This window comes from Paenibacillus sp. PAMC21692 (assembly GCF_014303795.1).
GTDB lineage: Bacteria > Bacillota > Bacilli > Paenibacillales > Paenibacillaceae > Pristimantibacillus > Pristimantibacillus agaridevorans.
The window spans coordinates 4,729,809-4,753,219 of record NZ_CP060293.1 but is presented as its reverse complement, the minus strand read 5'-3'; the positions used below and the strand labels follow the sequence as shown (position 1 = coordinate 4,753,219).

The window sequence follows — 23,411 nt, the reverse complement described above, 5'->3', positions numbered from 1 at the left end:
TATCGTTACTCGAGTATCATCTTATTGGGAGATGATCTCTTTTGTTTTGTAATATCCGCACACTTTGCAAACGTGGTGACCCAGTTTCAGTTCTCCACACTGCTCGCATTTCACCATGCCCGGTACTGCCAGCTTGAAATGCGTACGACGTTTGTCGCGGCGAGTTTTGGATGTTCTACGTTGAGGTACTGCCATCTTTCCCACCTCCTTCACTTAATGAAGTTCAAAAAGTCCAATTTTGATCACGAAGCCATGCTCTGAGGTTTACCCGGCGTCGAATCTTGAACTTTTTGAACCTTGATTTAAAACTCTACTCTTTAAACAAATCCTTGAGAGCTGCGAAACGCGGGTCGATCTTCTCGTTTTTGCAGCTGCATGTGTGCTCATTGAGATTCTGCCCGCATACCTGGCACAGTCCCTTGCAATCCTTGTCGCAAAGCGGCGCGAACGGCATGAAGAGCAGAAGCGACTCTTCCAGATAAGGTTTCAGGTCCAGCTTGTCTCCCGCCACTTCCACGAACTCGTCGTTCTCGTCCTCGTCGGACTCTTCGTTATCCGAAGAATCTTTCTCAGTTGGTTTGAACTGCTCGTAAAATGGTATGACGGTTCGTTCCTTCGTTGGTTCAAGACAACGCGAGCACGCCAGCTCCAGATCGGCGGACAATTCTCCCTCGGCAGTTATGTAACCGTCGTGGCCTGTCACTTCAATCGATACATGAAGCGGTCCTGCATGAATCACGTCCGAACGTCCCTTGAACAGATCGTTTAAGTCAAGCTCTTCTTTAACCGTCGTCTTTAAGCCTTTAGCCATCATCTCTCGCATTTGAAACAACATATCATCACCCCAAACAAACAAAGATTATTATATCTATTCCGCTAGCGTTTTGTCAACATTTTCACGCTCTCTACTTTGCGCCCCTGCTGGATTTGCCCGAGCGAGGCTTAAGCCTGTATGTAGCAGAGGGCTTTGTGCTATAGTGGAAGGATCATCCAACGACAGCGAGGAGTCGAGGCATGCGTACCGTAGGTCTGATCGTCGAATATAACCCCTTCCACAACGGACACTCTTATCATTTGCAACAGTCGCTCAAAATAACGGAAGCCGATGCCGTCGTCGCCGTCATGAGCGGCAACTTTCTGCAGCGCGGCGAACCCGCGCTCGTCGACAAGTGGACACGAACTCGAATGGCGCTTGCCGGCGGCTGCGATCTCGTCATCGAGCTGCCCGTCGCTTACGCGACCCAAGCAGCCGAATGGTTCGCCTACGGCGCGGTGTCCCTCCTGGAATCGACGGGAGTCGTCGACGCCTTCTGTTTCGGTACGGAGAGCGGACAACTGTCGCCCTTACGGATAGCCGCGGAGCTTGCGGCGCATGAACCCGAGCCGTTTAAGCGATTGCTGAAGGAACGGCTCGACACCGGTGTTGCTTATCCTCAAGCCTACAGCGGAGCGATAGCAGCGTATTTGGCCCAGCAAGGCGACGAAGATTCAGCAGGCTTTCCTTTTGACAAACCCAACCATACGCTTGGTTTGCACTATTTGATCGCCCATCGCCGTCTCGGAAGCAGGATGACTCCTTACACGATTGCCCGAGAGAAAGCCGATTATAACCAAACGACGATAACGGACGTTCGGATCGCCAGCGCCACTGCCATCCGCAAGCTCGTGCTTGGCGAAGGTTCGTTGGCTGAAGCTGCTTCGTACGTTCCAACGTCGACTTGCGACCTCCTTGCAGAGAGCATCGAACGAGGGCTTGCCCCCGTCAGCTGGGACAACTATATTCATCCGCTCCTGAACGGCATAGTGACTAGGAGCGCGGAGCAACTGAGCCAGCTGCACGAGCTTGCCGAAGGACTGGAGAATCGCTTGCTCCAGAGCATTCCGCAGCTTGCGGATTGCACTTTCGAATCGCTGCTGGAGCAACTCAAGACGAAGCGGTATACGAGAACGAAGCTCCAACGGGCGCTGTTGTCCGTGCTGTTAGGTCATGCCAAGGACGATTTCACTGCAGAACAGCTTCGCTCAGGAACGGAATATATACGCGTGCTTGGCTTTACGGATAAGGGCAGGGAGCTTTTGAGATGTATGAAGCGTACGGCAGCCGTTCCCGTTTTAATGAGCGCGGCACGACCGCCGCAGCCTTACCGTTATCTGGAATTGGATACGGCGGCAAGCGCCGCTTATTGGCTTGGCGTTCCGGGCGCTTCCGCTGCGGATTTATATCGCGACTTCCGAGATCGCCCCATCATCGTATAATGTTCCCCGACAATGGCGGCCTTCGACCAACACTGCGAAGTGGCTGTATCGGCCCCTTTTCTCGGCTTAACCTGTCCGGTCGACCGCGAATGCCGATATAGCCCGCACTGCTTCTGCAAGTGACGTAACGCCTACGATAACCGTGTCGCCGTTCAATCGTTTGGCTGTCCTGCGGGCTTCCTTTTCATTCCCCTTGGGGACAATGAACAGATCCGCGCCATATCCGGTGACAGATACGGTCTTCTGCTTGACGCCCCCGATCGCGCCGACATTGCCAGCGACGTCGATCGTCCCGGTAGCCGCTATCTTTAGTCCTCTGGATAGATCCTCTTGCTCCAGCAGCTCGATCGCTTGCAGCGCGAACACCAATCCGGCGGACGGTCCGCCGATCTCGTTCGCTTTAATCGTAATGGCGTCAGCCGTTTGCTCGGGTATGACAGCTCCATTTTCGACACGGTAATTGATTTTCGAATAATTGTAAGCCGCTTGCAGAGCCGTATTCTGGGAACCGCTCATAATTTCGTTCAAACGGTCGACATATTCGTTTTTCGTTTTCCCTCCGAACACTTGCCTCTTCCAGCGAACATCCATATTGCGATCCACGCCGGCCTTGATCACGCCCCAAATATTAGGAGCCGTCAGCCGAACGGCCGTCAGCACAAAATCACCTTCTCCGGATGCTTCTTCATCACTGTTCGCACTTTCCAGCACGACCATAGACTCGACGGGAACCGCAATGCCAGGCTCATAGACAACATACGGAGACGGCGCGTATAACAGCAGCCACATGGCAAGAGCCGTCGCACCTCCCGCCAGCATCATGCGCCTTGCCGTAGACCACTTCTCCCCCATTTCTAATCCCCCAATTCTTCCCCCGATGCTAATGATGATGATGCAGGACTGGTCTAACTTTTCCAACAATCGCGTACTAATGAATGATACGGTTGTCCAAGAGGAGTTGAACGGTTATGGCCAAAACGATCATATTCGCTGCTTTATCCTTGCTGCTCGTCGGAGCCATTATCGCGCAGCCGGATGCATCCTTCCAAGCATCGCTTAAGGGGCTGACCGTCTGGTGGAACCTGGTATTCCCCGGTCTGCTCCCGTTTCTCATTTTATTCGAAATCATGTTAGCCTTCGGACTTGCCCACGGCATGGGAGTCCTTCTCCAGCCTTCGATGAAACGATTATTCAACCTGCCAGGAGAAGCCGTGATGCCTGTTGTCATCGGTTGGCTTGGCGGCTATCCGGCAGGAGCCGAGGCGGTAGCCTCCCTTCGCAAGAGGGAGCTCGTCAATCGCAGCCAAGGGCAGCGTCTGCTCGCGCTCGCGCATATGCCGAACCCGCTGTTCATGCTGGTCATCGTAGGCGCCGGCTTCTTGCAAAAGCCTCTTGCAGGCATGTTTATCGCAGGCGGCGTCTGGCTCTCCGCTATTTGGTTGACACTCCTTGGTTCCATTTGGAGAGGAAATCGTTCGACGGAGACGACTACCGCCCATTCGCTTGCCGGTGCAGCGGGAGCAGCTGCCGAGGAGAACGGGCAGCGCTCCGAAGCTCCGCAAGGAAGCCTGCTTCGGCAAGCCTCCGATGCGATGCTGCAAGGACGAATTAGCGACGGGCGCAGCCTCGGCAAAGTACTGGGAGACTCCGTCACTGTTAGCGTCCAAAGACTGATGATGGTAGGCGGCTTCATGATTATTGCTTCCATGACTGCGCGCTTGACCGAGCCCCTGTTCGCCCCGGCGCTGAAGCTCGGACTGTCCTTCCTGGGACCAGCCCTTTTTGAAGGACATCTCGGCGCTTATGCAGCTGCCGTATGGGAACTGCCTGGCACGGACCTCGCCATGGTGTGCGCGGTCATTGCAGCTGCTCTTGCGTGGGGCGGTCTCAGCGGCGTTATGCAGGCGGGATACTCGGTATCTGGCACCGATCTGTCATTGTTCCCTTTTGTTCTGCACCGGCTAAATCACGCCTTGCATGCCTTCATGCTCACGTTGCTTCTCTGGCACCCGGCGGGCGCCCTAGTCCGTCTGCTTAATCCGAATGTCAGCTTCCCGGTTATCTGGGATGGATTCTACTACGACTCTTCTTCGGGCATCCGATTCCAGCCCGAAACCATTGCTGCAAGCAATTTGCCAAGCTTATGGCCTTATGGAGCAGTCATTGCCGTCGGGCTTGGATTACTGACGCTATGTATGTACTGGACGTTGGGAAGGTTCGCAGCATCACATAAGGGCTACAGAACATAAATAGATAATTAAAAAATCGCTTTTGATTTTAACTTTCTTTTTATAGAAGAAACACGGTCGCGCCATTCGGGCCGTTTATTTTTTTCGCAATGCGATCTTTTCCTTGAGGCGTACCTCGACCTCGGGCGGCACAAGCTCGCGAACCTCTCCTTCGAACATGGCGATTTCCTTGACGATGCTGGAGCTCAAATAAGAATATTTGGGATTCGTCATCATAAACATCGTATCGATGTCGGGATCGAGCAAATGGTTGGTCGACGCCAGCTGAAGCTCATATTCAAAATCCGTCACCGAACGAATGCCCCGAATGATGACATCCCCATTTTTGGACTTTACCAAACGAACCGTCAGATCCCGAAAGCTGTCGATCTCTACGTTGGGAAGGTCTTTGGTCACCTCGGCAAGGAGCTCCTTGCGCTCTTCGACCGAGAACAAAGGATTTTTGCTCGTATTGTTGAGAACCGCCACGACAAGCCGATCAAACTGTCTGGCCGACCTTTTAATAATATCGAGATGCCCGTAGGTCACGGGATCGAAGCTGCCGGGATAGACGGCGACTCGCTCCCTTTTTCCGACGCTTCCTTCATTATCGAGCTCTCCGCGTTCCTGACCGTTGTCATTGTTCTTCGTCACTAGAATCTCCCCTATCGGCGCTATCATTGCTGCTTAAGTATTCGTATATGGTGACGGCCGTATCGCCGTATTTGGCTTCCCTAACCTGCCTGAACGATGCGATTTCTTGCGGATAAGATATTTCGGCATCATGTTCCACCAGGATGACGGCGTCCTGCGCCAGCAAATCCAGCTTCGCCATCTCCGACATAAGTTCGTCCATCGTCGACATGCGGTAAGGCGGATCCAGAAATACAAGATCGAACTGGATTTTTCGCCTCGCAAGCGCCTTCAATGCGCGTTCGGCATCATTGCGATAAATCTCGACGGCCTGCTCCGCTCCTGCGGCTGCAACATTATGACGGATAACGTCTATGCTGATTTTTTCCCGGTCTACGAAAATAACCCGTTCCATGCCACGGCTCCAAGCTTCGATGCCGAGTCCGCCGGTTCCCGCGAACAGATCCAGCGCCGTTCCCCCGTCAAAGTAAGGACCGATCATGCTGAAAATAGCTTCCTTCACTTTATCCGTCGTCGGCCTCGTGTTGTTGCCAGGCACGGCCTTCAGCGGCCTGCCTTTGGCCGTTCCGGAGATGACTCTCACTCCAATTACCCCTTTCCATGCTATCTTGCCTATCGTACCATATTTTCCTTTACCAAATAAAGAAAAGCTCACATGAGCTTTTTTTCAAAAACCGGATGTATAAACTTTCCGGAAACGGAGAAGCTATAATTATCGGCGTCGCAAGATGTCGTAGACAACCGCGGAGAAGACTTACGTTTCCCCATAAGTTCTTCGTCCGGTTTCTCCTCTCCCATGAAAAGGGCGTCCCGAAAGGGGCGCCCGATTTTTTTGTGTAAACCTTGATACAACTGAGTTATTCAAAATAAAAAAATCAAAACTCCAATCACTGTTGACCAATTGTTGACCATTTACTCTTATCTCCCATAAAGAGATGTCCTAGTTGAGCCGATTTTTTCTTTATCTACAGCACTACCATGAAATTTTTGACCAACAATTTGACCGCCAGATTCTGATAAAGTTATCTATAAAAAAAGACTACTCTATTGTAGTCTTTTTTTATTATCCAATTATGCTGGTAAGAATTTTATCATCAAGGCTTTCTAGGTCAGGCCTTTCAATAACAATAAATTTCAATTTACTTTTAGGGTTACTCGCTTTATATTCATAAATTAATCTCTCAATCTTTTCTTTGGTTGCTGAATCAATAGCAACCATAAACAGTACTGACAAAGGGATAGCATTTGTTAAGTCAATATAATACTTTGATTTCCCCATTATATGATTCATTGCTTTGGTTAATAAATCAGAACTAATTCGTTTATAATACTTTACCTCGATTATGTAATCTTTTGTCAATTTACTTTTTCCTTGCATTATTACGTCATACTCATATTGCCCTAAGCGCTTATTTGTAAAGATATAAAATTTGTCACTAAATAACCGATTAACATTGTCATTTACTAAACTCTCTACAGCGATATAACTATCAATTGTTGGAGGTGGTGAGTCTGGAAATTCGTTTGCCATTTGTTCTATTTCTTTGTTTACTTTTTCTCCAAGTTCAACAGAAGGTGCAATTTCCATTTCAAGCTTTTTATTTGTTAATATTTGGTGATCATCTAAAAGCTTCTGCCGTCTATTCCATGAACTAATTCCCACCCAAATTATTGAACATCCCACAATAATTAATATAATGAACATATATGGAAATACATCTGTAAAAACACCGATAATGGACTGTCTATCGTTAATTATTTGCTGTGCCAAAGGCGTTAACTTTTGGATTTTTGATTTTTCAATTGTTAAATCAAACGGTGTTTTAAGCCAAGCCCATGCAAATATGAAGGGAATCAATAGAACAAAGATGCCTAATGACACTAAAAATTTCGATATATTGTCGTATTCAAATTTTGGCATAATTAACTCCCTCAACACTCAGAAAATGTGCTCCTCTAAATCCAATGATAAATATATAATGGAATCTAATTATTGGCAACCTTCTCTTCAGTACAATAATTAATAATATAACTGATAGAAGTTACTTCGTCTGAAATAATTAGCACAGCCTTTATTTGATGTTCTTCAGGCACAAATCCCCTAACCTTCTTGCCGTTGATGCATCCGAATTTAACTATCTCCATTGAATCACCTCTTGTGGAGGTTTTCGACATTTCATGCTAATTTCCTTCATTTTCCGAAATCCTAATAGGCAAATTATGTAGCATGTAGTACTATTGGATTATATTACAATTAGGAGGAAATAGATTGAAGGAGAAAGTTCAGAAACCCTTTTACAAACAGGTATGGTTTTGGGCACTTATCGTGGTAATCATTATCGGAGGGGCTTTGCGAAATCAAGACGAAAAAGAAGGGGAAACGGCTGCTGTCGATCCATCTCCTACAGAGCAAGTAACGAAGGCGCCTGAGCCTACCGCGACAGAGGCGCCGGCAACAGAAGCTCCCGCCACTGAAGCTCCTGTGTCTGCACCAGCTGACTGGCAAACGGTGGTTAAAGAAATTGCTGCGAATGGCGATACTTCTAAAACGGAGAAGGCTGATGCAGTGGCGATCATAGCGAAAAACTACCAACTGACGCAGACTGAGGCATTTGAGTTCGCTCACTTTATGATAGATGAGCTCGCCAAAGATACTTATCTTGCCGATCCAGAAAACGACGAATATATGCTGTCATCAATCTTTAGAGCGGCCGCAGTAGAGCATTTAATAGATGATGCTGAGCAGCTTCCGCTTGATGCATTTGCATTCGACTTTATGCAAAACGTGAAATACGTTTACCGTGGTGTTGAGACTCCAGAGAGTGAATCCGTGCAGGCAAACGAAAAACAAATGCAAAAATCAGCGATCGAGATCCAAAAGGCTTTGGATAGCTTGCAGTAAGATTCTAACCGCCTACGGGCGGTTTTTTTAATTGCAGCCCAAGGTCGTTAGTGTAGTTGGTCAGCTTAAGGATGATCTCCGTCCGCAAAGTCTCCTGCAAGATGCCAAATCTCTCTTCATAGCCCTGCAGAAATATCGGAAGTGTAGGATACAATCATTGCCGTCTTCCTCGACCACTTTGATTCCAACGCCGCCTCATCTCCTGCTTGATCCGACGGTAGTCACCGCCTATCGTAAACATGCGCGGATCATCTCCGACTCGTTAGCATCGGGCCTTCCGGTCAATTTTTCAGCAATCATCCACAACCCTCCAGATAAGAACGTTTGTTCCCAAAATACCCGAGCAGATTGAAAAGTATAGCCTTGAAAAATAAAAAAATGCCCGCTCAACCAGTTACGGTAAGCGAGGCTTTTTTGTTTTGTTAATTTGATTTTTCTTTTACATACTCAATCAATTCGGTAACATCTTCTATTTCCAGTGCCTTCATGATCTTATCCAAGTTCTCAGGCGACCATGCTTTTGATTTGTTGGATTCCATATCTAAAATCGTTGGATATCGAATGCCAGTCATTTTCGAGAGTTGGTTTGCATTTATACGCCGTTCAAAAAGTACTTTATCTAGTTTCAATCGTAGCACGTTAAACAGCTCCCTTCGCATAACTTATTGTAATACGAATTTCGTAAATTATAAACTATTATCGTACATATATTACGATTTTAGTTGGTTATATAACGGATTTCGTATATAATTAAAGTAAAGAGAGGAGGTAAAGCTTGCTATCCAATAGGACGGCGGGTTTTCATTACTTCTTTAATTAGACTCACCCCATTATCGGGGTAAGTGCTCAGATAAATTCATCAATCATGATCGTCTTTTATATTCATTGTCCTTCTCAAATAGCGTTCTTTTAATCTGGCGATTGGATCGGGTTTTAATTTCGGCTTCGGAATCATTGGTTCGATCATTTGTATTTGATCCGATCCAGCAGCTCTTGAAAGTAATCCATGAACTAACTTGTAACTGTTCGGACCCAACCCGCGAATATTAATCAAGTCATAGTCGCTCGAATTCAGCAAACTTCCAAGTGTGATTATCCCTGACTTTCTTAGCGCATTGACTATACGGACGAACAATTGGCTATCATCTTGTTCCATCAAAAATTGCTCAAGCGTTCTGATATCATATTCATAGTATTCATCGGCTATAAGATGTCTTTCCCGTAATGGCCGTTCCTCACTCTTCCCCATCCTCTTCACCCTTTAACTTGATGTCTTGTCATAAGTGTAGTTCGGGTGTTTGAACAATATCTATACAGTTAAATAATATATTTTGCCAATGTTAATCAGATAGGGAATTTGATATATTCAAAGCGATATCAAATGGAGAAAACAAGGAGCTAGCGTAATGACAAAAGGTGAAGAATATTTAAAGATGTACCCTAACCTGATGAAATGGATAAACCAATGCAACGCCTGCCAATCAATCGGTTATAAGCCTAATTTACCGCTTGAGTTGGCTACATACGATGGAATAAACATGTCGGCAGCTGCTAGTAATCTTAGGCGATTCTTCAAACCAATGTCAGTTAATGAAATTGAACTATGTGACATTTGTAAGAAATTCAGGTAGATCTGATAAATAATATTTCACTTCGCAGTATGGATCGTTGCTTCCGTTCGGCGAACTGCGACACTTACTCCTTACTGGAGAAGGAGATTAAACTAATCGATTCCTATGTCTAAGTAATAAGTTGGAGGGATTTAGTTGTCTTTAGAAAGAGATAAAATGATAAGTTCACTGAAAGACATCGTTATTCCCAGCTTACCTGAGCGTGGCTTCAAGGGTACATTCCCACATTTTCGAAGAGTAACCGAAAAGAAAATAGACCTCCTAACATTTCAATTCGATAAATATGGTGGTGGTTTCATTATCGAAATAGCCGATTGTCCACCAGAGGGTCACATCCATCATTGGGGAGAAAAAGTCCCTCCAAATAAAGTAACCGCACATGATTTACATCCCAATAATAGGCAGAGAATTGGAGATAAGGACGAATGGTTTAGATATGACAAACGTACTTTCTTTGGGAATATTTACGACAAAGTAGCGCACGAAGTATTTAAAAATCTAAGTCAAGCAGATGATTATTGGTCCATTACTGACTTCCGCTAAGTCTAACGGAGAACGATAGTTCTATTGACCTCCTTATGAGAGAAGCGGTTTTTTTTATTCCCCTCTGTCGCAATATGGATCACTCGTTCGCCTTTCTCGTCGAACTGCGAACCTACTTCGCTACTAAAGTGTCTTCAATCTAGCTCCCTCAAACTGTTAACTGAAACAAATACTCATGATTATTCGTTAAGACAGGTAGTTTGATATTAGCGGAGGCGGAGGCAAGAAATGAAGAGACAACACAGAAGTAAGATTATTGTCATCTTGATTTTATTGATTTGTTGTGTCCCCTTTCTAGTATTTTGGTGGTTCTATGAAATACTTAATTCCCCTATGATTCCGTATGAATGATGAACAGTGGTGGCCCAATTGGACGGAGTCGATTATTCCTTAAAGTTTGTCGTTGCATATTCCGTTCATGTATCCAATACACATTTAGGAGCCCGCAAACTTAATGTTAGTGGGCCTTTTATCTTTCATTCTTCGCAATATGGATCGAATCAATATCGTCAAACTGTGCAACATTTTTAGATCAAGAATAGAAAACTAAAGATGAGCCTAGACTGGAGAGTAAATACTTATATAGGAGTGACTAAATCCTGTTTAACAATATCCTTTTTGGTTTTATCATTCCCTGGGTATTCGTCAGTCCACTGGTTATTAGGCAGCCGCGATTATTCATTGTGATAAGCCCGATAACCGCAGTTATTTCGATTTTCATTAATGTCGTAGGCTTCTATTTTGACTTTTGGCACTACAAACCTGAATTTCAAAAAATCGAAACCATTTCTGCCATGCCACTGGATGTGGGTTTATTCGCAGTGCTGGGAGCTTTATTGATTTACACTTTAATCAGAAAACCTTTTGGGATTCATCCTATCGTCACTCTGCTGGTATTCAGTTTACTTAATACTTTGATGGAATTTGTGGCTTTGAAATTTGACTTAGTGACATATAGCAATGGTTGGAATATAGGATGGACTTTTATTTCATATTTCATTGCAAATCTTCTAGTTATCACTGCTTGGAGAATTGTTCGAATCAAAATTGAACTGCTTTCGAAGCATTAAACGTTTCAGCCCTTTGGTTTCGTCGTATTGCGTGATAGTGTTAAACGTGGCTGCACCATCATAAAGGCTTCCATATCCTTACTATAAAACGTAAAAAGCCCACTAACCGAGATGGTCAGCGGGCTCGCCTACAGGCTCATTTTATGAATTAGCTCCAGCTGCTTGAAGAGCTTGAACAAGTTCAGGCAACTCTTTCCACTTGGCTAGATAAAGCAATCTATCCAGCATTTCTTGGCTTAACACGCTGATATCAGCACCATGCTTCACGAGAGCATCAACGTTTTTCAACGCCACAATATCCGGATTCCAACTTGCGACAGCTGCAGCCGTCTCTATAATTGTTTCATATTGTTCCCCGTGTTCTTTCATGATTAGTTCTTCTTGTCCAACGCTATAAAAACGAATACCATTTGTAGCTTGATTATAGAATACGCGTTTAAACACCGATGCATTAGGATCAAATCCATTCTCCAGCAAAAACGCTACTACTTCGTGATTAAAGAATGAATATTTTACAGCATTCGCCAAGATATCAGGCGTTTTTTCTGCTCCATATTCAAGCAACAACTCGACTATAGATAGATCAACAGGCTTCTCTACATCAACCGCTTTTCCAGATGCATCGTATGTCCTAACCTTCCAGTCTTCAGTTGCAAATAACAACGCCATGTCTTTTGGTTGCTCAGCGTTTGGAGAAACGCCTTTTTTAAGTAATTTTTCAATCGCATATTTATGACGATGAGCAATTGCATCTCTAAGTATGAAGTCCGATGCCGATCCCGATTCAATTATTACGTCTATAATGGCATTTGAGCGACCGTATTGAAGTGCAAGTAATAATGCATATTCAAAACTTTGGGAAGTCAACAGCGGTTTTATCGCCGATGGACTAACATCAGACTTTGACATCAACGACTGTAGGTCAGTATTGACCGACTTGGCTGATTTAACTACGACTGTACGAGACTTGGAATCCCAATCCACGATTCCGCCTAGCGCCTCACCCACAAATCGTGCCGGGACATATGTCACTCCCTTATCAGTGTAAGGAACTTGTGTCAAGATTAAAGGCTTTTCACTAATCGTAGCTTCCTTCGACCCTATCTGCAAAACGACAATGATCCAATCTTTCGTAGCGGTGATCGTTCTTGTGTTAGGCTCGTAATCGATTGTTGCTCCTAGCGCTTCAAATAAATTGCGGAAAGGTACCATCACGGAACCGTCCTTCAAGACTGGCGAAGAAGAAAACGATTGTTTTTTACCGTCAATAGTAACAGATATTGCGTTACTGGTTGCAGCATGCGCCGGCACGGAAATACCCGCGATCGAAAGTAATAGTACAATTAGTACAACAATTGATTTTTTCATACTCTACTCCTCATATGTTATTTAGATCTATTTTCCTACATATGGGTCATTCGACACCCAGTCAGATTATTCCTCTAAATCACAACTTATTGAACCAAGAATGGCGAGGAGGATTTGCGTTAATAAATAATGATTTCGCCTTGCATACTCATCCAAACCTTTCTTTGGCAAAATCATAGAATATATCTAACTTCTTCATTAGTTCTAGTTGGACGCAATCTTACAAATGCCCAAATTCGAGAGATCCAGCGTACCGGTAACCCTCCCAAGCGATATTTTGATTATCAGACAATAACAAGTTAATTTGAGCATGGCAATTCGGTGCGTCCTGGAAGGGTCGCTCAATTTGCAATAAAGCAAGAAAGCCCGCTAAACCAATTACGGTCAGCGGGCTTTCTATTAGGTGGACGGCTTGTTGATCGTCTTTGGCTGCCTGTTCTTAGCTTGCGGCGTAATGTCGCCGGTCAACCCTTTTTGATTGCGCTCTTTTTGCGTTTTTTCCATCAGAGAGCTGCTATCGCCATATTGCTGCTCGGACATTCGTCTTCGCCTCCATTCACGCTGGATGCCTCTGCCGGAATGGATGCTGCGCGGAGGCTCAAGCCCTATTATGCTCGTTATCCGGTTATGCTATGTGCCAGCATTTTAGTTGACTAATCCTCTATTCTATTCCTTACCATCGTTCTTCCCATTGCAATTCGATTCCCCTTCCACTTTGTTCCGCTGATCATGCCCGCATTTATTTAATGACACGCAATAACAAATAAATTCGTGTCCGCTTTTCCCTCCGAAACTACCCGAGTCTTTGCATAATATACATTCGTAATTCATCTATATACCCCTCATCTACTTTAGTTTCAAGTGTACGAACCGCGTTGTTGTTCACCACTATTGTTGAGTACCCAAGTAACGGGGATTTTAAACACTTCAGTCCAATTGTTTACATAAAAAACGCTATAATGGCATTCCCTATCGTATCTCCCGGCAAAAAATAAAAAAGCCGCATGATTTTGACCATGCGGCTCTACGGATGTGATATTCTTTGTCTGATAAGATTTCATTCACTACACAGATGTTGAAATATAGACAGAATAAACAGCGTTCTGAGTGACGTTCATGTTCAGGAATACAGAAATAGCATCGTTTCTTGTTACTGGATTACCAGGAATATTACTGGTCCAGGTCACGGTAGCGCTTGGTGTAACAACATATGCCGCACCATTCGAGATTCGTACGGGCTGCGCCCCGACATCGGTTGGTCTGATTGAGAAAATAAGTGTTCCAGTCAATACGGCCGTAGTTGTCAAAGTAATAGTAGAGATAAAATTAGCAGGTAACGGCGCAGCTGCATTATTAATGACATCAAAACAAACACGGAATAGATAAACGCCAGCAGGTAAGTTGTTCACAGAAATCGCACTCGAAAATGCAACTACGCTACCGTCTGCGGCATCAACATAAGGAATTGCATTAGAAAGCGCTCCTGGCGATCCAGCAATACGCTGGAAACCGGCGGTGTTACCTCCAAAGTTTATCACTTTGGTAAAAAAAGTTGGCTCTGGGCCTGTAGCACCGGTCGAGCCTGTCGCTCCATCCGCTCCCGTTGCACCCGTCGGGCCAGTCGGCCCCGTTGCTCCGTCTGCTCCTGTCGCTCCTGTTGCACCTGCTGTTCCTGTCGAGCCTGTTGCTCCGTCTGCTCCAGTTGGGCCCGTCGGACCTGTTGAACCTGTTGAACCTGTTGCACCATCGGCACCAGGCGATCCAGTTGCTCCGTCTGCTCCCGTTGCTCCAGTTGCACCCGCTGCTCCATCTGCACCTGTTGCTCCCGTTGCTCCCGCTGCTCCATCTGCACCTGTTGCTCCAGTTGCTCCCGTTGCTCCGTCTGCTCCATCTGCCCCTGTTGCTCCAGTTGCTCCAGTTGCGCCCGCTGCTCCGTCTGCCCCTGTTGCTCCAGTTGCACCCGCTGCTCCGTCTGCTCCTGTTGCTCCAGTTGCTCCGTCTGCTCCCGTTGCTCCATCTGCCCCTGTTGCTCCAGTTGCTCCTGTTGCTCCCGCTGCTCCATCTGCACCTGTTGCTCCCGTTGCTCCGTCTGCTCCCGTTGCTCCAGTTGCGCCCGCTGCTCCATCTGCACCTGTTGCTCCCGCTGCTCCATCTGCACCTGTTGCTCCCGTTGCTCCAGTTGCGCCCGCTGCTCCATCTGCACCTGTTGCTCCAGTTGCTCCAGTTGTGCCCGCTGCTCCATCTGCGCCTGTTACTCCAGTTGCTCCAGTTGCGCCCGCTGCTCCGTCTGCTCCTGTTGCTCCAGTTGCCCCCGTTGCTCCGTCTGCTCCTGTTGCACCCGCTGCTCCGTCTGCTCCTGTTGCACCCGCTGCTCCATCTGCACCTGTTGCTCCAGTTGCACCCGCTGCTCCATCTGCACCTGTTGCGCCCGCTGCTCCATCTGCACCTGTTGCTCCAGTTGCGCCCGCTGCTCCATCTGCACCTGTTGCTCCAGTTGCTCCCGCTACTCCTGTCGAGCCTGTCGCTCCATCTGCCCCCGTTGGACCAGTCGGTCCTGTCGCTCCTGCCTGACCGTCTGCGCCAGTTGCACCCGTCTGACCATCAGCACCTGTCGCCCCCGTCTGCCCGGCTACTCCAGTTGCGCCCGTGGCGCCTGCAGCACCTGTCGCGCCTGTTGCTCCTGAGGCCCCCGTTTCGCCTCTTTTCCCATGTTTCCCATGTTTCCCGCGTTTGCCACGTTTCCCGCGTTTCCCGCGTCTTCCTCTTTCGGCTTCGAGACGTACTCTCGCAGAACCTTCCGTTACGGTAATATCAATCGTATCGGATTCGAAAGTGAGATTGCCACATTCCTCAACCGGAGCCTCACCGTTTGGCCCGATCACACGAAACAAAATATCATGATGCTCGTGTCCCTTTGACTTATCGCATTCATGCTTCTTGTTTTTACCAAGGTCCCTCTTTATATTGCTTTTTTTGCTCAGTAACTTCATGGTCTTTTTTTTCTTTGGATGGTTATCCACCCGCCTCACCTCCTAGTTACTCCAATTAGCATATGAAAGCCTAATTGACCGAGACTGTGTGATAGCCGATATCATTATATATTTTCAACAATTTTTAAAGACTTTTTTTAAAAATGTAGAGACACAAAAAAATCCGGCCCCTCTCCAGACCGGATTCCGTTTACATTCGATTGTTGCCAACCATCCTACTCCCCCACATCCCCCTGATGCGCCTCGTTCGAACGTTTGGACTTTACCAAATCAGATATCGTCACGAAGCGGAAACCGCGGGCCTTCAGCTCAGGCAAAATGATCTTGAGGGCGCGGTAGGTTTGAGTCGAACCCTGCACGTTGTCGTGCATGAGGACGATGTCGCCGTTGTGCGCATTGTTCAGCACTTTTTTGACGATGGCGTCTACGCCGGGAGAACGCCAATCCTTCGTATCCTGATGCCACGACCATAACGTGACGGTATAGCCATGTTTGCGAGCGGAGGAAATGACGGAATCGTTGATGTATCCGCCCGGCGGGCGAAACCATGGGGAATCCTGCCCCGTCACCTCTTCGATTTTATGTTTGGTTTGCAAAATTTCGTCATCGATGGCTTGAAGAGATTGATTCCCGTTGAAGAACACATGGCTGAATGTATGATTGGCTACTTCATGCCCTTCATCGGCTTGCCGCCTTATAATATCGACATTTTTGTCGATGCGGTTACCCACGACGAAAAAGGTCGCTTTGGCCTCGTATTCCTTCAATAAGTCCAGAATAAGAGGCGTGATGTTCGCGTTGGGACCGTCGTCGAATGTAAATGCGATGAGTTGCTCATCCGTTGCCACCTCCCACATGGCTTCGCCTCGCATCTCATAATAATTGCGGTTATGGGCTTGCGGCGCAAACCCGCACAGCAAGACAATGCTGATCATGCCGATCAATCCGTGACACCAACTGTTCTTTTTCAATTTTCATCCCATCCCAGATCCGTATTTTCGTCGAACAGCCGAATGTTTGGCAATTGTGTACACATTATTTTGTACATATTCCCCTTCCCCCATTCGAGCAAGGAAACTTGTCATGTCGCGGCCGGGAATGCGGGATCGGTTAGCCATGATACTCCTCTTTTCGCAGTATAAGCATTTCCTTCTCGCCTTGTGGTTATCCTATCCGTAACGACAACGCATCAAGGGAGGATTCATACATGCATACGGTCTGGAAAGGCGCGATCAGCTTCGGACTCGTCCACGTTCCCGTCAAAATGTTTACCGCCACCGAAGACAAGGATATTCGGTTCCGTACTATTCACAAAGCCTGCGGCACCCCCATTTCGCAAACGCGCCGATGCGCGCATTGCAATCAGGATGTCGAACCCGAAGAGCTCTCCAAAGGCTTCGAATACGAGCGAGGAAAATTCGTTTTGTTCACCGAAGAAGAAATCGACTCGCTTAAGCCGGACTCCGCCCGGGTCATTCAGATCCTGGATTTCGTCGATTTAGACGAAATCGACCCCATCTACTTCGTCAAGCCGTATTATCTTGCTCCTGATATGGCGGGAGGCAGCGCCTACGGCTTGCTGCTGGAAGCCATTAAACAGACCGGCAAGATCGGCATTGCCAAAATCTCCATTCGGAGCAAAAGCAGCCTGGCCGCCATCCGAGTCGTGGACAACTGTCTTTGCCTGGAGACGATGCACTTCCCGGACGAAATCAGGTCGATCGCGAACGTCCCTAATCTGCCGGAGTCGACTTCAGTTAACGAGAAAGAGCTGCAAATCGCCAAGCTTCTCATCGAGCAGCTTTCAGAACCCTTTGCGCCGGACAAATACACGGATGATTACCGGGTCGCTCTGCTGGAGGCAATCGAACACAAAATTAGCGGCGAGAGCCTAGATATCGTAGCCGCTCCTGCTGACAAAGGCAGCAATGTCGTCGATCTCATGGCTGCTTTGCAAGCAAGTCTTGATGCCGTCAAGATTCCTGTAGATTCCGGCAAGACGACGGACAAACCCGTTAAAGCAAAAAGCAAAACGAAGGCGGCGGCCAAAGCTAAAAAAGGAACCGCTTCGTGACACTGAGCGACATTCCGCTTCCCAAGGTGCCCATGTCGCCTATCGTTTTACCCATCATCCCCGAAGGGCCAGAATGGGTATACCAGCTAAAATGGGATGGTGTTCGAACACTGGCCAGATTGGACGGAAAAGGCAGCGTTGAATTGTTTTCGAAACGGCTTGAGCTCAAAAACGAGGTTTTCCCCGAAATCATCTCGTTGCTCGAGCCGCTGCGGATCGGTCCGTGCCTGCTGGATGGCGAAATTGTGTATTTCGACGGAAACAGGCCGAACTTTCAGCGAGGAAAGCTGATGGGGCGATCTCGATACAATAACGAAAACTTGATCTACGTGCTCTTCGATCTACTTCATGCGGATGGCACGGACCTTCGGGGGCTGACGCTTAGGGAACGGTTCGAAAGACTCTCGGCCAAATTTTCCGAACCGCAAAAGCGGCTGTTCGTCTCGGAACTGTATACGGACGGCCATGCTTTATGGGACTGGGTCAACGAAAAGGGATGGGAAGGCGTCGTATCGAAGCGGCTCGACAGTCCATACTCTGCAGGCAAGCATCATGAGGATTGGTTCAAAAAACGAAAAGAGATTCGACTTGTAGCAAATGTTGTCGGTTTAAAACGCAACAACGGCGTCATCGCCAGCCTGGTACTCAGCTACGAGGGCCGCTATATCGGACACGTATCGGGACTTGACCAAGCATCCAAGTCCCTGCTCACGCAGTTCGCCGAACAGCATCCTGGCGACTGCCCGTTCGAGAAACTGACCCCTGGCATGCTCAAGTCAGACGTCCTCTGGCTCGGCGCGCCGTTTCCTTGCCGAGTCGCTGCCCTCGAGTTTACGGACGGCGGCATTTTGCGCCAGCCCAGACTGCTGGGATTTGGGCATTAAAGGCGCTAATCTGATTCTATAGTCTTTCCTACTAAAGTCTTGTATTTTGATCTTGTTATAGGTATAATGTTCCTGGTATAAAGACCACACATACGAGACTGGCAAACCCGTTCGAAAGTCGGGGACGCAAAGCTTCAGGCCTAAAGGTGATTATCCATGGCGGCTGAGCCGCCGAACATGACCGGAATCATCACCAAGATTAACGACAGCTTGAGAACAAGACCGTTCCATTTCGGGACGGTCTTTTGTCGTCTATCTGCCATCTGTCATCTTCACACGATTGCATTCACGATCACCAATTCAAGCTGTACCTTTAAATCTATTTCGTATGGAGAGGTGACCCTGCTGCCATTGCTTTCTCGAATGATTCTTACAATCGGACGTTGAACAAAGGAGGAATCCACAGATGTAATGACTGCTACCTGACCGCTGTTGAGCATTACTTTGCTTCCGATTGGATAAATGGATATGTGGCCAACGAACAATTTAACAAGGGATAAATTAAACAATCTGTTGCCGGATCCTAGCAGATATTCAATGGCGTTACCGCGCGCATAAGAACGTCGATGGTGTCGCTCCGATACCAGTGCATCGTAATTGTCCGCAATCGCCACGATCTCGGCAAACTCGTGGATATCGGGATATTTACTCCGGTAAGGATACCCCGAACCGTCATAACGTTCGTGATGCTGCAAGGCGCAAATAGCCGCCGTATCTGAAATATCTGTCCGATTTATGAGCATTCGATAACCTTCGATTGTATGGTTCTCGATTCTTTTTCTCTCTACAGTCGTAAGTTTGCCCTTTTTAGTCAATAGCCCTTTGGGAAGACTGATCATTCCGATATCGTACAGCAAAGCGGCGGCGGTCAATTCGTACAATCTCTTTTCGCTATATTTATTTGCGAATCCGATAATGGCAGACAATGTCGCTACGTTTAGTGCATGTTCGAGAAGTGATGGATCTTTCCGATGCATAGACGCCAGGCTGTCCCTAATGAACTCAACCTTGGCCAACTCGCCAATGATGCTTTGATAGTTACGAAAAAATCGATCGCCAAGCATGGGCACAGACACTCGCCTGCGTAAGGTCGAATTGGTTTTCAGCTCCAACATCGACTCCTCCACAAATGCCTTGGAATCGCGCCAGCTTTGATCGTTCACTAGCTGATCGTGTGGAATCGAAGCTGGATTCCAAATATTGCTTTTTCCAATCCCGACTAGTGCAGAGGCTTCTTCCTCAACGTAAACTTCCGAAATTTTCATGTTGAGCAGCCGTTCGATATATTTCTCTGTCAACTGGGTGCCGGCGCCTAACATAACAATGCCGTTTTGATTTAATACCGGAACGGCAAGCGTTTGTCCCGGTTTAAGTGCGTAAGCAGTTGTTGATTTCATTCCTATCCCGCCTTTTCAAAAGATCACTTCCTGTTCTGTGTACATAGCGGCATGATCGCTTGAACATAGAAGGTCGAACAATAATGATTGTTCGAAGTCAAGCCGAAAGGAGACTGGAATGTCATGAATACGGAAAGCAAAAAACACCGGGTTTCGAGAGATGCTCCCTTAATGAGCGAGGAGCTAATCATTCAAAGCTTTCTAGCCGGATATCACAGACCCAATACGATCCGCAATTACGAGAGAGCGCTTAACAATTTCCGAACGTTTATCGGCGCAAAGTCATTTGCCGAGGTAACCTGGCATGATTTGGAACGATATAAGACAGTCTTGCAGCAAGGCACTACTGCAAATAAGCCACTGACAGCCGCTGCTATCGCTACCTTGATTTCCCCCCTGCGATCGTTCTACAAGTGGGGTAGCAACGTCAACATAGGGATATTCGAACATAATCCTGCTTCTTGCATTCGTTTGCCGAAAGTTCAAGTGACGAGCGAGAACCATTTTTTGACCCAGCGAGAACTTATGAATTTGTTGTCGTATTTAAGCCGCAAGAACACAAGGGAATGGATGATGGTTTTGTATATGGTTATATTGGGATTGCGCGTTTCGGAGCTGGTGCAGATGAAATGGAGCGATTTTCATACTGATATAACGGAGAGCAATGCATGGTTAACGATAGTTAATGGAAAGGGCGGAAAAACGAGGCAAGTAAAGATACCGGAGGCGCTATGGAAATTGCATAACGACCCTGCCATTCGACTATGCCTGCGGACCAGTAACGTGAGCAGGGAGCGCAACAACCGGGTATTTGCTATTACAAGCCGCCAAGTAGAACGGATTGTCCATCAATCCTGCCGAGAATGTGGCATTGCAAAAAAAGTGACGCCGCATTGGTTCAGACATACGAACGCAACTTTGGCGCTCCTGAACGGCGCCTCGCTTCAACAAGTTCAGCAAACGCTTGGCCATGCACAAATCAACACGACGCAACGATATTTGCATACTGTGGACCTAATGAAAAAAAGCGCGACAGATTTTGTTGCAGAAAGCATGCAAAATATGATGAAAAATGTATTGTTATGACCGAAGAGTTGGTTTATAATGGATAAAACAATAGGTATATCGACTCATTTAAAGTCGAACAATCATTATTGTTCGACATTTGTATTGTTGCCGAATTGCCGCTATTTCATAATTCCTTGATAAGACGTAATTCTATAGCATGTTACTGAACATTTTATGAACATTGCTATACCGAATTCGAGCTTACGGATTGCTGAATTGTTAAACGGAGTAGCAAGCCATATTGTTAGGCTATCCATAATTTAATACATACAAAAGGACTCTCCGCGGAGAGTCCTTTTGCATGTATTTATTTTTTGACGAAGCCTACCCATGCTTTCTTTCAAACGTTTTTCGCTTGTACATCCAGAAGCCCTGTATTTCCCGCTTGTCCGAACTTCAAATCAACTTATTTCTTCTGCTTTAAATAGTCCGCAAACACATCTGCAAACGCTTCGGCCGTGCTCAAATTTTCTTGAAGCGTATTATTGACGCCTCCGAATTCAAGAAGCAGGCTGCCGCTCGATACCGACTGGTTATATTCGCCATTGCCGTTGCTCGAGCCTTTGAGCAACACTCCCCTGGACAAGCCGGGATATTTTTTATTCAGCAATGTGTGTAAAGCATCCGCAAGCTTTTTGTTTTCCTTGTAGTTGGGATTGGCCATGCCAATCACAAACATAACGCGAGCGTATGTCTTCTTGCCGATCGTTACGGCTGTTGTGCTGCGAGGCAAATCCGCATCCCGATGGATATCCAGAAAATAAGACAAGGAAGCATGGGAGCTGATCGCATTTGCTACAGCTTTGCCTGATTCCGCGTATGATTGCGAATAGTTCAGTTTTTGCTCCGTTAACCTTGCGGCAATATCCGCATTCTCCGAGATGGTTGAAATGCCTCTCTGCTTCAGGGCGGAAGCCATATGTTTGCCGACCAGCGTAATATTTACTTCTTTGTCATCGTACGCGCCGCCGGCAGTACTGCGTGCAACGTTTTTCCATGATTCGCGATTATGAGTATGGTAGATATAGACCCTGCTGTCGCTATCCGGCACTTCCTCCGTTTGAACAACCCACTTGGCAACATACGCTTGTCCGCCGTTCGTCAAAACGATGCGATACCATTCGCCTTCCGAGCCATCGATTCGGAACGTATCGCCGCTTTGCGCTTTGGCAATGACGCTGTAATCCATCCCGGGCCCGCTTCGCAAATTGGTGACTCCCAGGATTTGAATCTCAGTCGCCTTCGGACTGTTGTCGGATTGTTGCACTTCACCGGGTCCCTCGATTGCGACTTGCTCCTCCGCATCCGTCTCCACGACCCAATTCGCGATGTAGGCTTTGCCTCCACCGGGAAGTCCGACCTTATACCAGTCGCCATCGCTGCCTTCTATAGCAAAGCTGTCCCCAGGTTGCGCCTTAGCCACGATCTTGTAATCCATTCCCGGCCCCTTGCGCAGGTTGGTTACAGCGACAATATGTACAACCTTAGCTTGTTTCCCGCCAACCTGACTTGCATTGAGTGTTGAACCAGCCTTGACAGTAGAAGCAAATGCGACATTTTCCGCACCCGACAACAACAGAATGGCTGCAGCGCCACCCAGTAATGCATTTCTCAGTTTCAACGCTCAATCTCCCCCGTTTTCGCAAATATGTCTCTGCAAGTTTCGACGGTAAGCGAGGAAAATCCTGCTAATCTCATTTTTTTCTATTCAAAATGCTAGTTTTCTAGTCAGAAATAAGAACTTGCTTAACTTTGCATAACGCCCAAGCCGTCCGTCATATAGTTGGGCAAGGAACGATTTGGAAAGGAGCATAGCTATGAATGCGAGCGATCAATTCCGAACCTATCGCCCATTTGTCGGACCGCATGATCCCTGTCCTCCAATCAGAGAAAAGAGCTACAACGTGCCGCCGCAATTATTTATTACCTTTCAGCCCCCCAATCTGCCCCAATTCTCGGCCTACGATGCTTTGAAGTACGGGACGTTATGGCCGGCCTTATTTGCCCCATATCCAGATCCTTCTGCTCCGACGAGGGTAACGGGAGGCGATATGTAAATGGCTGAGACACTGCTTGATGAAGCCTATTACAAGCTGTTGCACGATCTGCAGGCGGTCGACTTCGTATTAGTCGAATTAAATCTATACCTGGATACGCATCCAGAGGACGAAGCCGCAATCGCCCAATTCAACCAATATGCGGAGCTTCGCAAACGAATAGCCGCACAATACGAAGAGGCATACGGACCGCTCATGAACTTCGGTCACAGCATGTCCAAAACCCCGTGGCAATGGAAAGAGGCTCCTTGGCCATGGCAAGTGTAGAGCCGCGCGGAGCATGACGACG

Annotated in this window: 28 protein-coding genes and 1 riboswitch; of the genes, 10 read left to right on the top strand and 18 right to left on the bottom strand. The window is 47.2% G+C overall.

Annotated elements, in window-relative coordinates; translation table 11 throughout:
• Nucleotides 1-21: 21 nt before the first annotated feature.
• The gene (rpmF, locus tag H7F31_RS18940; protein ID WP_015845071.1) at nucleotides 22-195 is read right to left on the bottom strand and encodes a 50S ribosomal protein L32; all 174 of its coding nucleotides are present in this window, start codon (nucleotides 193-195) and stop codon (nucleotides 22-24) included.
• Between the two features lie 115 nt (nucleotides 196-310).
• The gene (locus H7F31_RS18935) at nucleotides 311-835 is read right to left on the bottom strand and encodes a YceD family protein (RefSeq protein WP_087567848.1); all 525 of its coding nucleotides are present in this window, start codon (nucleotides 833-835) and stop codon (nucleotides 311-313) included.
• Between the two features lie 179 nt (nucleotides 836-1,014).
• Here H7F31_RS18935 and H7F31_RS18930 point away from each other — a divergent pair, with 179 nt between their 5' ends.
• The gene (locus tag H7F31_RS18930) at nucleotides 1,015-2,256 is read left to right on the top strand and encodes a nucleotidyltransferase (RefSeq protein WP_187100057.1); all 1,242 of its coding nucleotides are present in this window, start codon (nucleotides 1,015-1,017) and stop codon (nucleotides 2,254-2,256) included.
• A 66-nt stretch (nucleotides 2,257-2,322) separates the two neighbouring features.
• Here the strand turns inward: H7F31_RS18930 and H7F31_RS18925 are convergent, their stop codons facing one another.
• A complete protein-coding gene (locus tag H7F31_RS18925) occupies nucleotides 2,323-3,108 on the bottom strand; it encodes a S16 family serine protease (RefSeq protein WP_187100056.1) in 786 nt (261 codons plus the stop codon).
• 116 nt (nucleotides 3,109-3,224) lie between these two features.
• Here H7F31_RS18925 and H7F31_RS18920 point away from each other — a divergent pair, with 116 nt between their 5' ends.
• Entirely contained in the window at nucleotides 3,225-4,505 is a 1,281-nt protein-coding gene (locus H7F31_RS18920; protein WP_187100055.1) for a nucleoside recognition domain-containing protein, read from the top strand.
• Between the two features lie 75 nt (nucleotides 4,506-4,580).
• Here H7F31_RS18920 and coaD read toward each other — a convergent pair whose 3' ends face one another.
• The 4 genes from coaD to H7F31_RS18900 all read right to left on the bottom strand — a co-directional run bounded on the left by coaD (nucleotide 4,581) and on the right by H7F31_RS18900 (nucleotide 7,283).
• Nucleotides 4,581-5,138, bottom strand: a complete 558-nt coding sequence (coaD, locus tag H7F31_RS18915; RefSeq protein ID WP_261800053.1) for a pantetheine-phosphate adenylyltransferase — start codon at nucleotides 5,136-5,138, stop codon at nucleotides 4,581-4,583.
• Nucleotides 5,122-5,721 carry a 16S rRNA (guanine(966)-N(2))-methyltransferase RsmD gene (gene rsmD, locus H7F31_RS18910; protein WP_261800052.1) on the bottom strand — a complete coding sequence of 200 codons (600 nt, stop codon included), beginning with the start codon at nucleotides 5,719-5,721 and terminating at the stop codon, nucleotides 5,122-5,124. The genes coaD and rsmD overlap by 17 nt, the downstream gene beginning before the upstream one ends.
• A 480-nt stretch (nucleotides 5,722-6,201) precedes the next feature.
• A complete protein-coding gene (locus H7F31_RS18905; RefSeq protein WP_187100053.1) occupies nucleotides 6,202-7,059 on the bottom strand; it encodes a hypothetical protein in 858 nt (285 codons plus the stop codon).
• Nucleotides 7,060-7,124: 65 nt separating this feature from the next.
• Entirely contained in the window at nucleotides 7,125-7,283 is a 159-nt protein-coding gene (locus tag H7F31_RS18900; RefSeq protein WP_187100052.1) for a hypothetical protein, read from the bottom strand.
• Between the two features lie 124 nt (nucleotides 7,284-7,407).
• Here H7F31_RS18900 and H7F31_RS18895 point away from each other — a divergent pair, with 124 nt between their 5' ends.
• Nucleotides 7,408-8,040: a hypothetical protein gene (locus H7F31_RS18895; protein ID WP_187100051.1), complete on the top strand. Its 633-nt coding sequence runs from the start codon at nucleotides 7,408-7,410 to the stop codon at nucleotides 8,038-8,040.
• Between the two features lie 422 nt (nucleotides 8,041-8,462).
• Here the strand turns inward: H7F31_RS18895 and H7F31_RS18890 are convergent, their stop codons facing one another.
• Both H7F31_RS18890 and H7F31_RS18885 read right to left on the bottom strand, forming a co-directional pair.
• Complete coding sequence (locus H7F31_RS18890) at nucleotides 8,463-8,678, bottom strand: helix-turn-helix domain-containing protein (protein ID WP_187100050.1); 216 nt, start codon at nucleotides 8,676-8,678, stop codon at nucleotides 8,463-8,465.
• Nucleotides 8,679-8,899: 221 nt separating this feature from the next.
• Complete coding sequence (locus H7F31_RS18885) at nucleotides 8,900-9,289, bottom strand: DNA-directed RNA polymerase subunit alpha C-terminal domain-containing protein (protein ID WP_187100049.1); 390 nt, start codon at nucleotides 9,287-9,289, stop codon at nucleotides 8,900-8,902.
• A gap of 517 nt (nucleotides 9,290-9,806) precedes the next feature.
• Between H7F31_RS18885 and H7F31_RS18880 the strand changes: the two genes are divergently transcribed.
• A complete protein-coding gene (locus H7F31_RS18880) occupies nucleotides 9,807-10,214 on the top strand; it encodes a DUF4304 domain-containing protein (RefSeq protein ID WP_187100048.1) in 408 nt (135 codons plus the stop codon).
• Nucleotides 10,215-10,897: 683 nt separating this feature from the next.
• Complete coding sequence (locus H7F31_RS18875) at nucleotides 10,898-11,284, top strand: CBO0543 family protein (RefSeq protein ID WP_187100047.1); 387 nt, start codon at nucleotides 10,898-10,900, stop codon at nucleotides 11,282-11,284.
• A gap of 141 nt (nucleotides 11,285-11,425) precedes the next feature.
• On the opposite strand, the gene H7F31_RS18870 is transcribed toward H7F31_RS18875, so the two are convergent.
• The 6 genes from H7F31_RS18870 to H7F31_RS18855 form a co-directional block, all read right to left on the bottom strand.
• Complete coding sequence (locus H7F31_RS18870) at nucleotides 11,426-12,652, bottom strand: copper amine oxidase N-terminal domain-containing protein (protein ID WP_187100046.1); 1,227 nt, start codon at nucleotides 12,650-12,652, stop codon at nucleotides 11,426-11,428.
• A 399-nt stretch (nucleotides 12,653-13,051) separates the two neighbouring features.
• Entirely contained in the window at nucleotides 13,052-13,192 is a 141-nt protein-coding gene (locus H7F31_RS18865; protein WP_179215512.1) for a hypothetical protein, read from the bottom strand.
• A 524-nt stretch (nucleotides 13,193-13,716) separates the two neighbouring features.
• A complete protein-coding gene (locus tag H7F31_RS34495) occupies nucleotides 13,717-14,061 on the bottom strand; it encodes a hypothetical protein (RefSeq protein WP_315970504.1) in 345 nt (114 codons plus the stop codon).
• A gap of 125 nt (nucleotides 14,062-14,186) precedes the next feature.
• Nucleotides 14,187-14,894: a hypothetical protein gene (locus H7F31_RS34490; protein ID WP_315970503.1), complete on the bottom strand. Its 708-nt coding sequence runs from the start codon at nucleotides 14,892-14,894 to the stop codon at nucleotides 14,187-14,189.
• A gap of 9 nt (nucleotides 14,895-14,903) precedes the next feature.
• Nucleotides 14,904-15,128, bottom strand: a complete 225-nt coding sequence (locus H7F31_RS34485) for a hypothetical protein (RefSeq protein ID WP_315970502.1) — start codon at nucleotides 15,126-15,128, stop codon at nucleotides 14,904-14,906.
• A gap of 729 nt (nucleotides 15,129-15,857) precedes the next feature.
• Nucleotides 15,858-16,613 (bottom strand): polysaccharide deacetylase family protein, encoded by a 756-nt coding sequence (locus H7F31_RS18855; protein WP_261800051.1) that lies wholly within the window; start codon nucleotides 16,611-16,613, stop codon nucleotides 15,858-15,860.
• A 236-nt stretch (nucleotides 16,614-16,849) separates the two neighbouring features.
• Between H7F31_RS18855 and H7F31_RS18850 the strand changes: the two genes are divergently transcribed.
• Together H7F31_RS18850 and H7F31_RS18845 are read left to right on the top strand one after the other, a co-directional pair.
• Entirely contained in the window at nucleotides 16,850-17,716 is an 867-nt protein-coding gene (locus H7F31_RS18850) for a non-homologous end joining protein Ku (protein WP_187100045.1), read from the top strand.
• Nucleotides 17,713-18,600, top strand: coding sequence for an ATP-dependent DNA ligase (locus H7F31_RS18845; RefSeq protein WP_187100044.1), 888 nt, complete (start codon nucleotides 17,713-17,715; stop codon nucleotides 18,598-18,600). The genes H7F31_RS18850 and H7F31_RS18845 overlap by 4 nt, the downstream gene beginning before the upstream one ends.
• Nucleotides 18,601-18,690: 90 nt before the next feature.
• Nucleotides 18,691-18,776, top strand: a riboswitch (cyclic di-GMP riboswitch).
• Here the strand turns inward: H7F31_RS18845 and H7F31_RS34250 are convergent.
• The gene (locus H7F31_RS34250; protein WP_261800050.1) at nucleotides 18,741-18,863 is read right to left on the bottom strand and encodes a hypothetical protein; all 123 of its coding nucleotides are present in this window, start codon (nucleotides 18,861-18,863) and stop codon (nucleotides 18,741-18,743) included. It overlaps the preceding riboswitch by 36 nt.
• A 9-nt stretch (nucleotides 18,864-18,872) precedes the next feature.
• Complete coding sequence (locus tag H7F31_RS18840; RefSeq protein WP_187100043.1) at nucleotides 18,873-19,997, bottom strand: HD-GYP domain-containing protein; 1,125 nt, start codon at nucleotides 19,995-19,997, stop codon at nucleotides 18,873-18,875.
• Between the two features lie 123 nt (nucleotides 19,998-20,120).
• Between H7F31_RS18840 and H7F31_RS18835 the strand changes: the two genes are divergently transcribed.
• A complete protein-coding gene (locus H7F31_RS18835) occupies nucleotides 20,121-21,083 on the top strand; it encodes a tyrosine-type recombinase/integrase (protein ID WP_187100042.1) in 963 nt (320 codons plus the stop codon).
• A gap of 388 nt (nucleotides 21,084-21,471) precedes the next feature.
• Here H7F31_RS18835 and spoIIP read toward each other — a convergent pair whose 3' ends face one another.
• The gene (gene spoIIP, locus H7F31_RS18830) at nucleotides 21,472-22,686 is read right to left on the bottom strand and encodes a stage II sporulation protein P (RefSeq protein WP_187100041.1); all 1,215 of its coding nucleotides are present in this window, start codon (nucleotides 22,684-22,686) and stop codon (nucleotides 21,472-21,474) included.
• A gap of 196 nt (nucleotides 22,687-22,882) precedes the next feature.
• Between spoIIP and H7F31_RS18825 the strand changes: the two genes are divergently transcribed.
• Nucleotides 22,883-23,122 (top strand): spore coat associated protein CotJA, encoded by a 240-nt coding sequence (locus tag H7F31_RS18825; RefSeq protein WP_187100040.1) that lies wholly within the window; start codon nucleotides 22,883-22,885, stop codon nucleotides 23,120-23,122.
• Nucleotides 23,123-23,389, top strand: coding sequence for a spore coat protein CotJB (locus tag H7F31_RS18820; RefSeq protein ID WP_187100039.1), 267 nt, complete (start codon nucleotides 23,123-23,125; stop codon nucleotides 23,387-23,389).
• The last annotated feature ends 22 nt before the right edge of the window (nucleotides 23,390-23,411 follow it).

Coding starts and splice junctions, on each gene's coding strand:
- H7F31_RS18885 (WP_187100049.1), bottom strand. CDS start 9,289: ATGGGGAAGAGTGAGGAACGGCCATTACGGGAAAGACATCTTATAGCC.
- H7F31_RS18865 (WP_179215512.1), bottom strand. CDS start 13,192: ATGTCCGAGCAGCAATATGGCGATAGCAGCTCTCTGATGGAAAAAACG.
- H7F31_RS18900 (WP_187100052.1), bottom strand. CDS start 7,283: ATGGAGATAGTTAAATTCGGATGCATCAACGGCAAGAAGGTTAGGGGA.
- H7F31_RS18920 (WP_187100055.1), top strand. CDS start 3,225: ATGGCCAAAACGATCATATTCGCTGCTTTATCCTTGCTGCTCGTCGGA.
- H7F31_RS18935 (WP_087567848.1), bottom strand. CDS start 835: ATGTTGTTTCAAATGCGAGAGATGATGGCTAAAGGCTTAAAGACGACG.
- H7F31_RS18930 (WP_187100057.1), top strand. CDS start 1,015: ATGCGTACCGTAGGTCTGATCGTCGAATATAACCCCTTCCACAACGGA.
- H7F31_RS18820 (WP_187100039.1), top strand. CDS start 23,123: ATGGCTGAGACACTGCTTGATGAAGCCTATTACAAGCTGTTGCACGAT.
- H7F31_RS18850 (WP_187100045.1), top strand. CDS start 16,850: ATGCATACGGTCTGGAAAGGCGCGATCAGCTTCGGACTCGTCCACGTT.
- H7F31_RS34250 (WP_261800050.1), bottom strand. CDS start 18,863: ATGGCAGATAGACGACAAAAGACCGTCCCGAAATGGAACGGTCTTGTT.
- H7F31_RS34485 (WP_315970502.1), bottom strand. CDS start 15,128: ATGGAGCAGCGGGCGCAACTGGAGCAACAGGTGCAGATGGAGCAGCGG.
- H7F31_RS18905 (WP_187100053.1), bottom strand. CDS start 7,059: ATGCCAAAATTTGAATACGACAATATATCGAAATTTTTAGTGTCATTA.
- H7F31_RS18840 (WP_187100043.1), bottom strand. CDS start 19,997: ATGAAATCAACAACTGCTTACGCACTTAAACCGGGACAAACGCTTGCC.
- H7F31_RS18825 (WP_187100040.1), top strand. CDS start 22,883: ATGAATGCGAGCGATCAATTCCGAACCTATCGCCCATTTGTCGGACCG.
- H7F31_RS18870 (WP_187100046.1), bottom strand. CDS start 12,652: ATGAAAAAATCAATTGTTGTACTAATTGTACTATTACTTTCGATCGCG.
- H7F31_RS18835 (WP_187100042.1), top strand. CDS start 20,121: ATGAATACGGAAAGCAAAAAACACCGGGTTTCGAGAGATGCTCCCTTA.
- H7F31_RS34490 (WP_315970503.1), bottom strand. CDS start 14,894: ATGGAGCAGCGGGCACAACTGGAGCAACTGGAGCAACAGGTGCAGATG.
- H7F31_RS18925 (WP_187100056.1), bottom strand. CDS start 3,108: ATGGGGGAGAAGTGGTCTACGGCAAGGCGCATGATGCTGGCGGGAGGT.
- rpmF (WP_015845071.1), bottom strand. CDS start 195: ATGGCAGTACCTCAACGTAGAACATCCAAAACTCGCCGCGACAAACGT.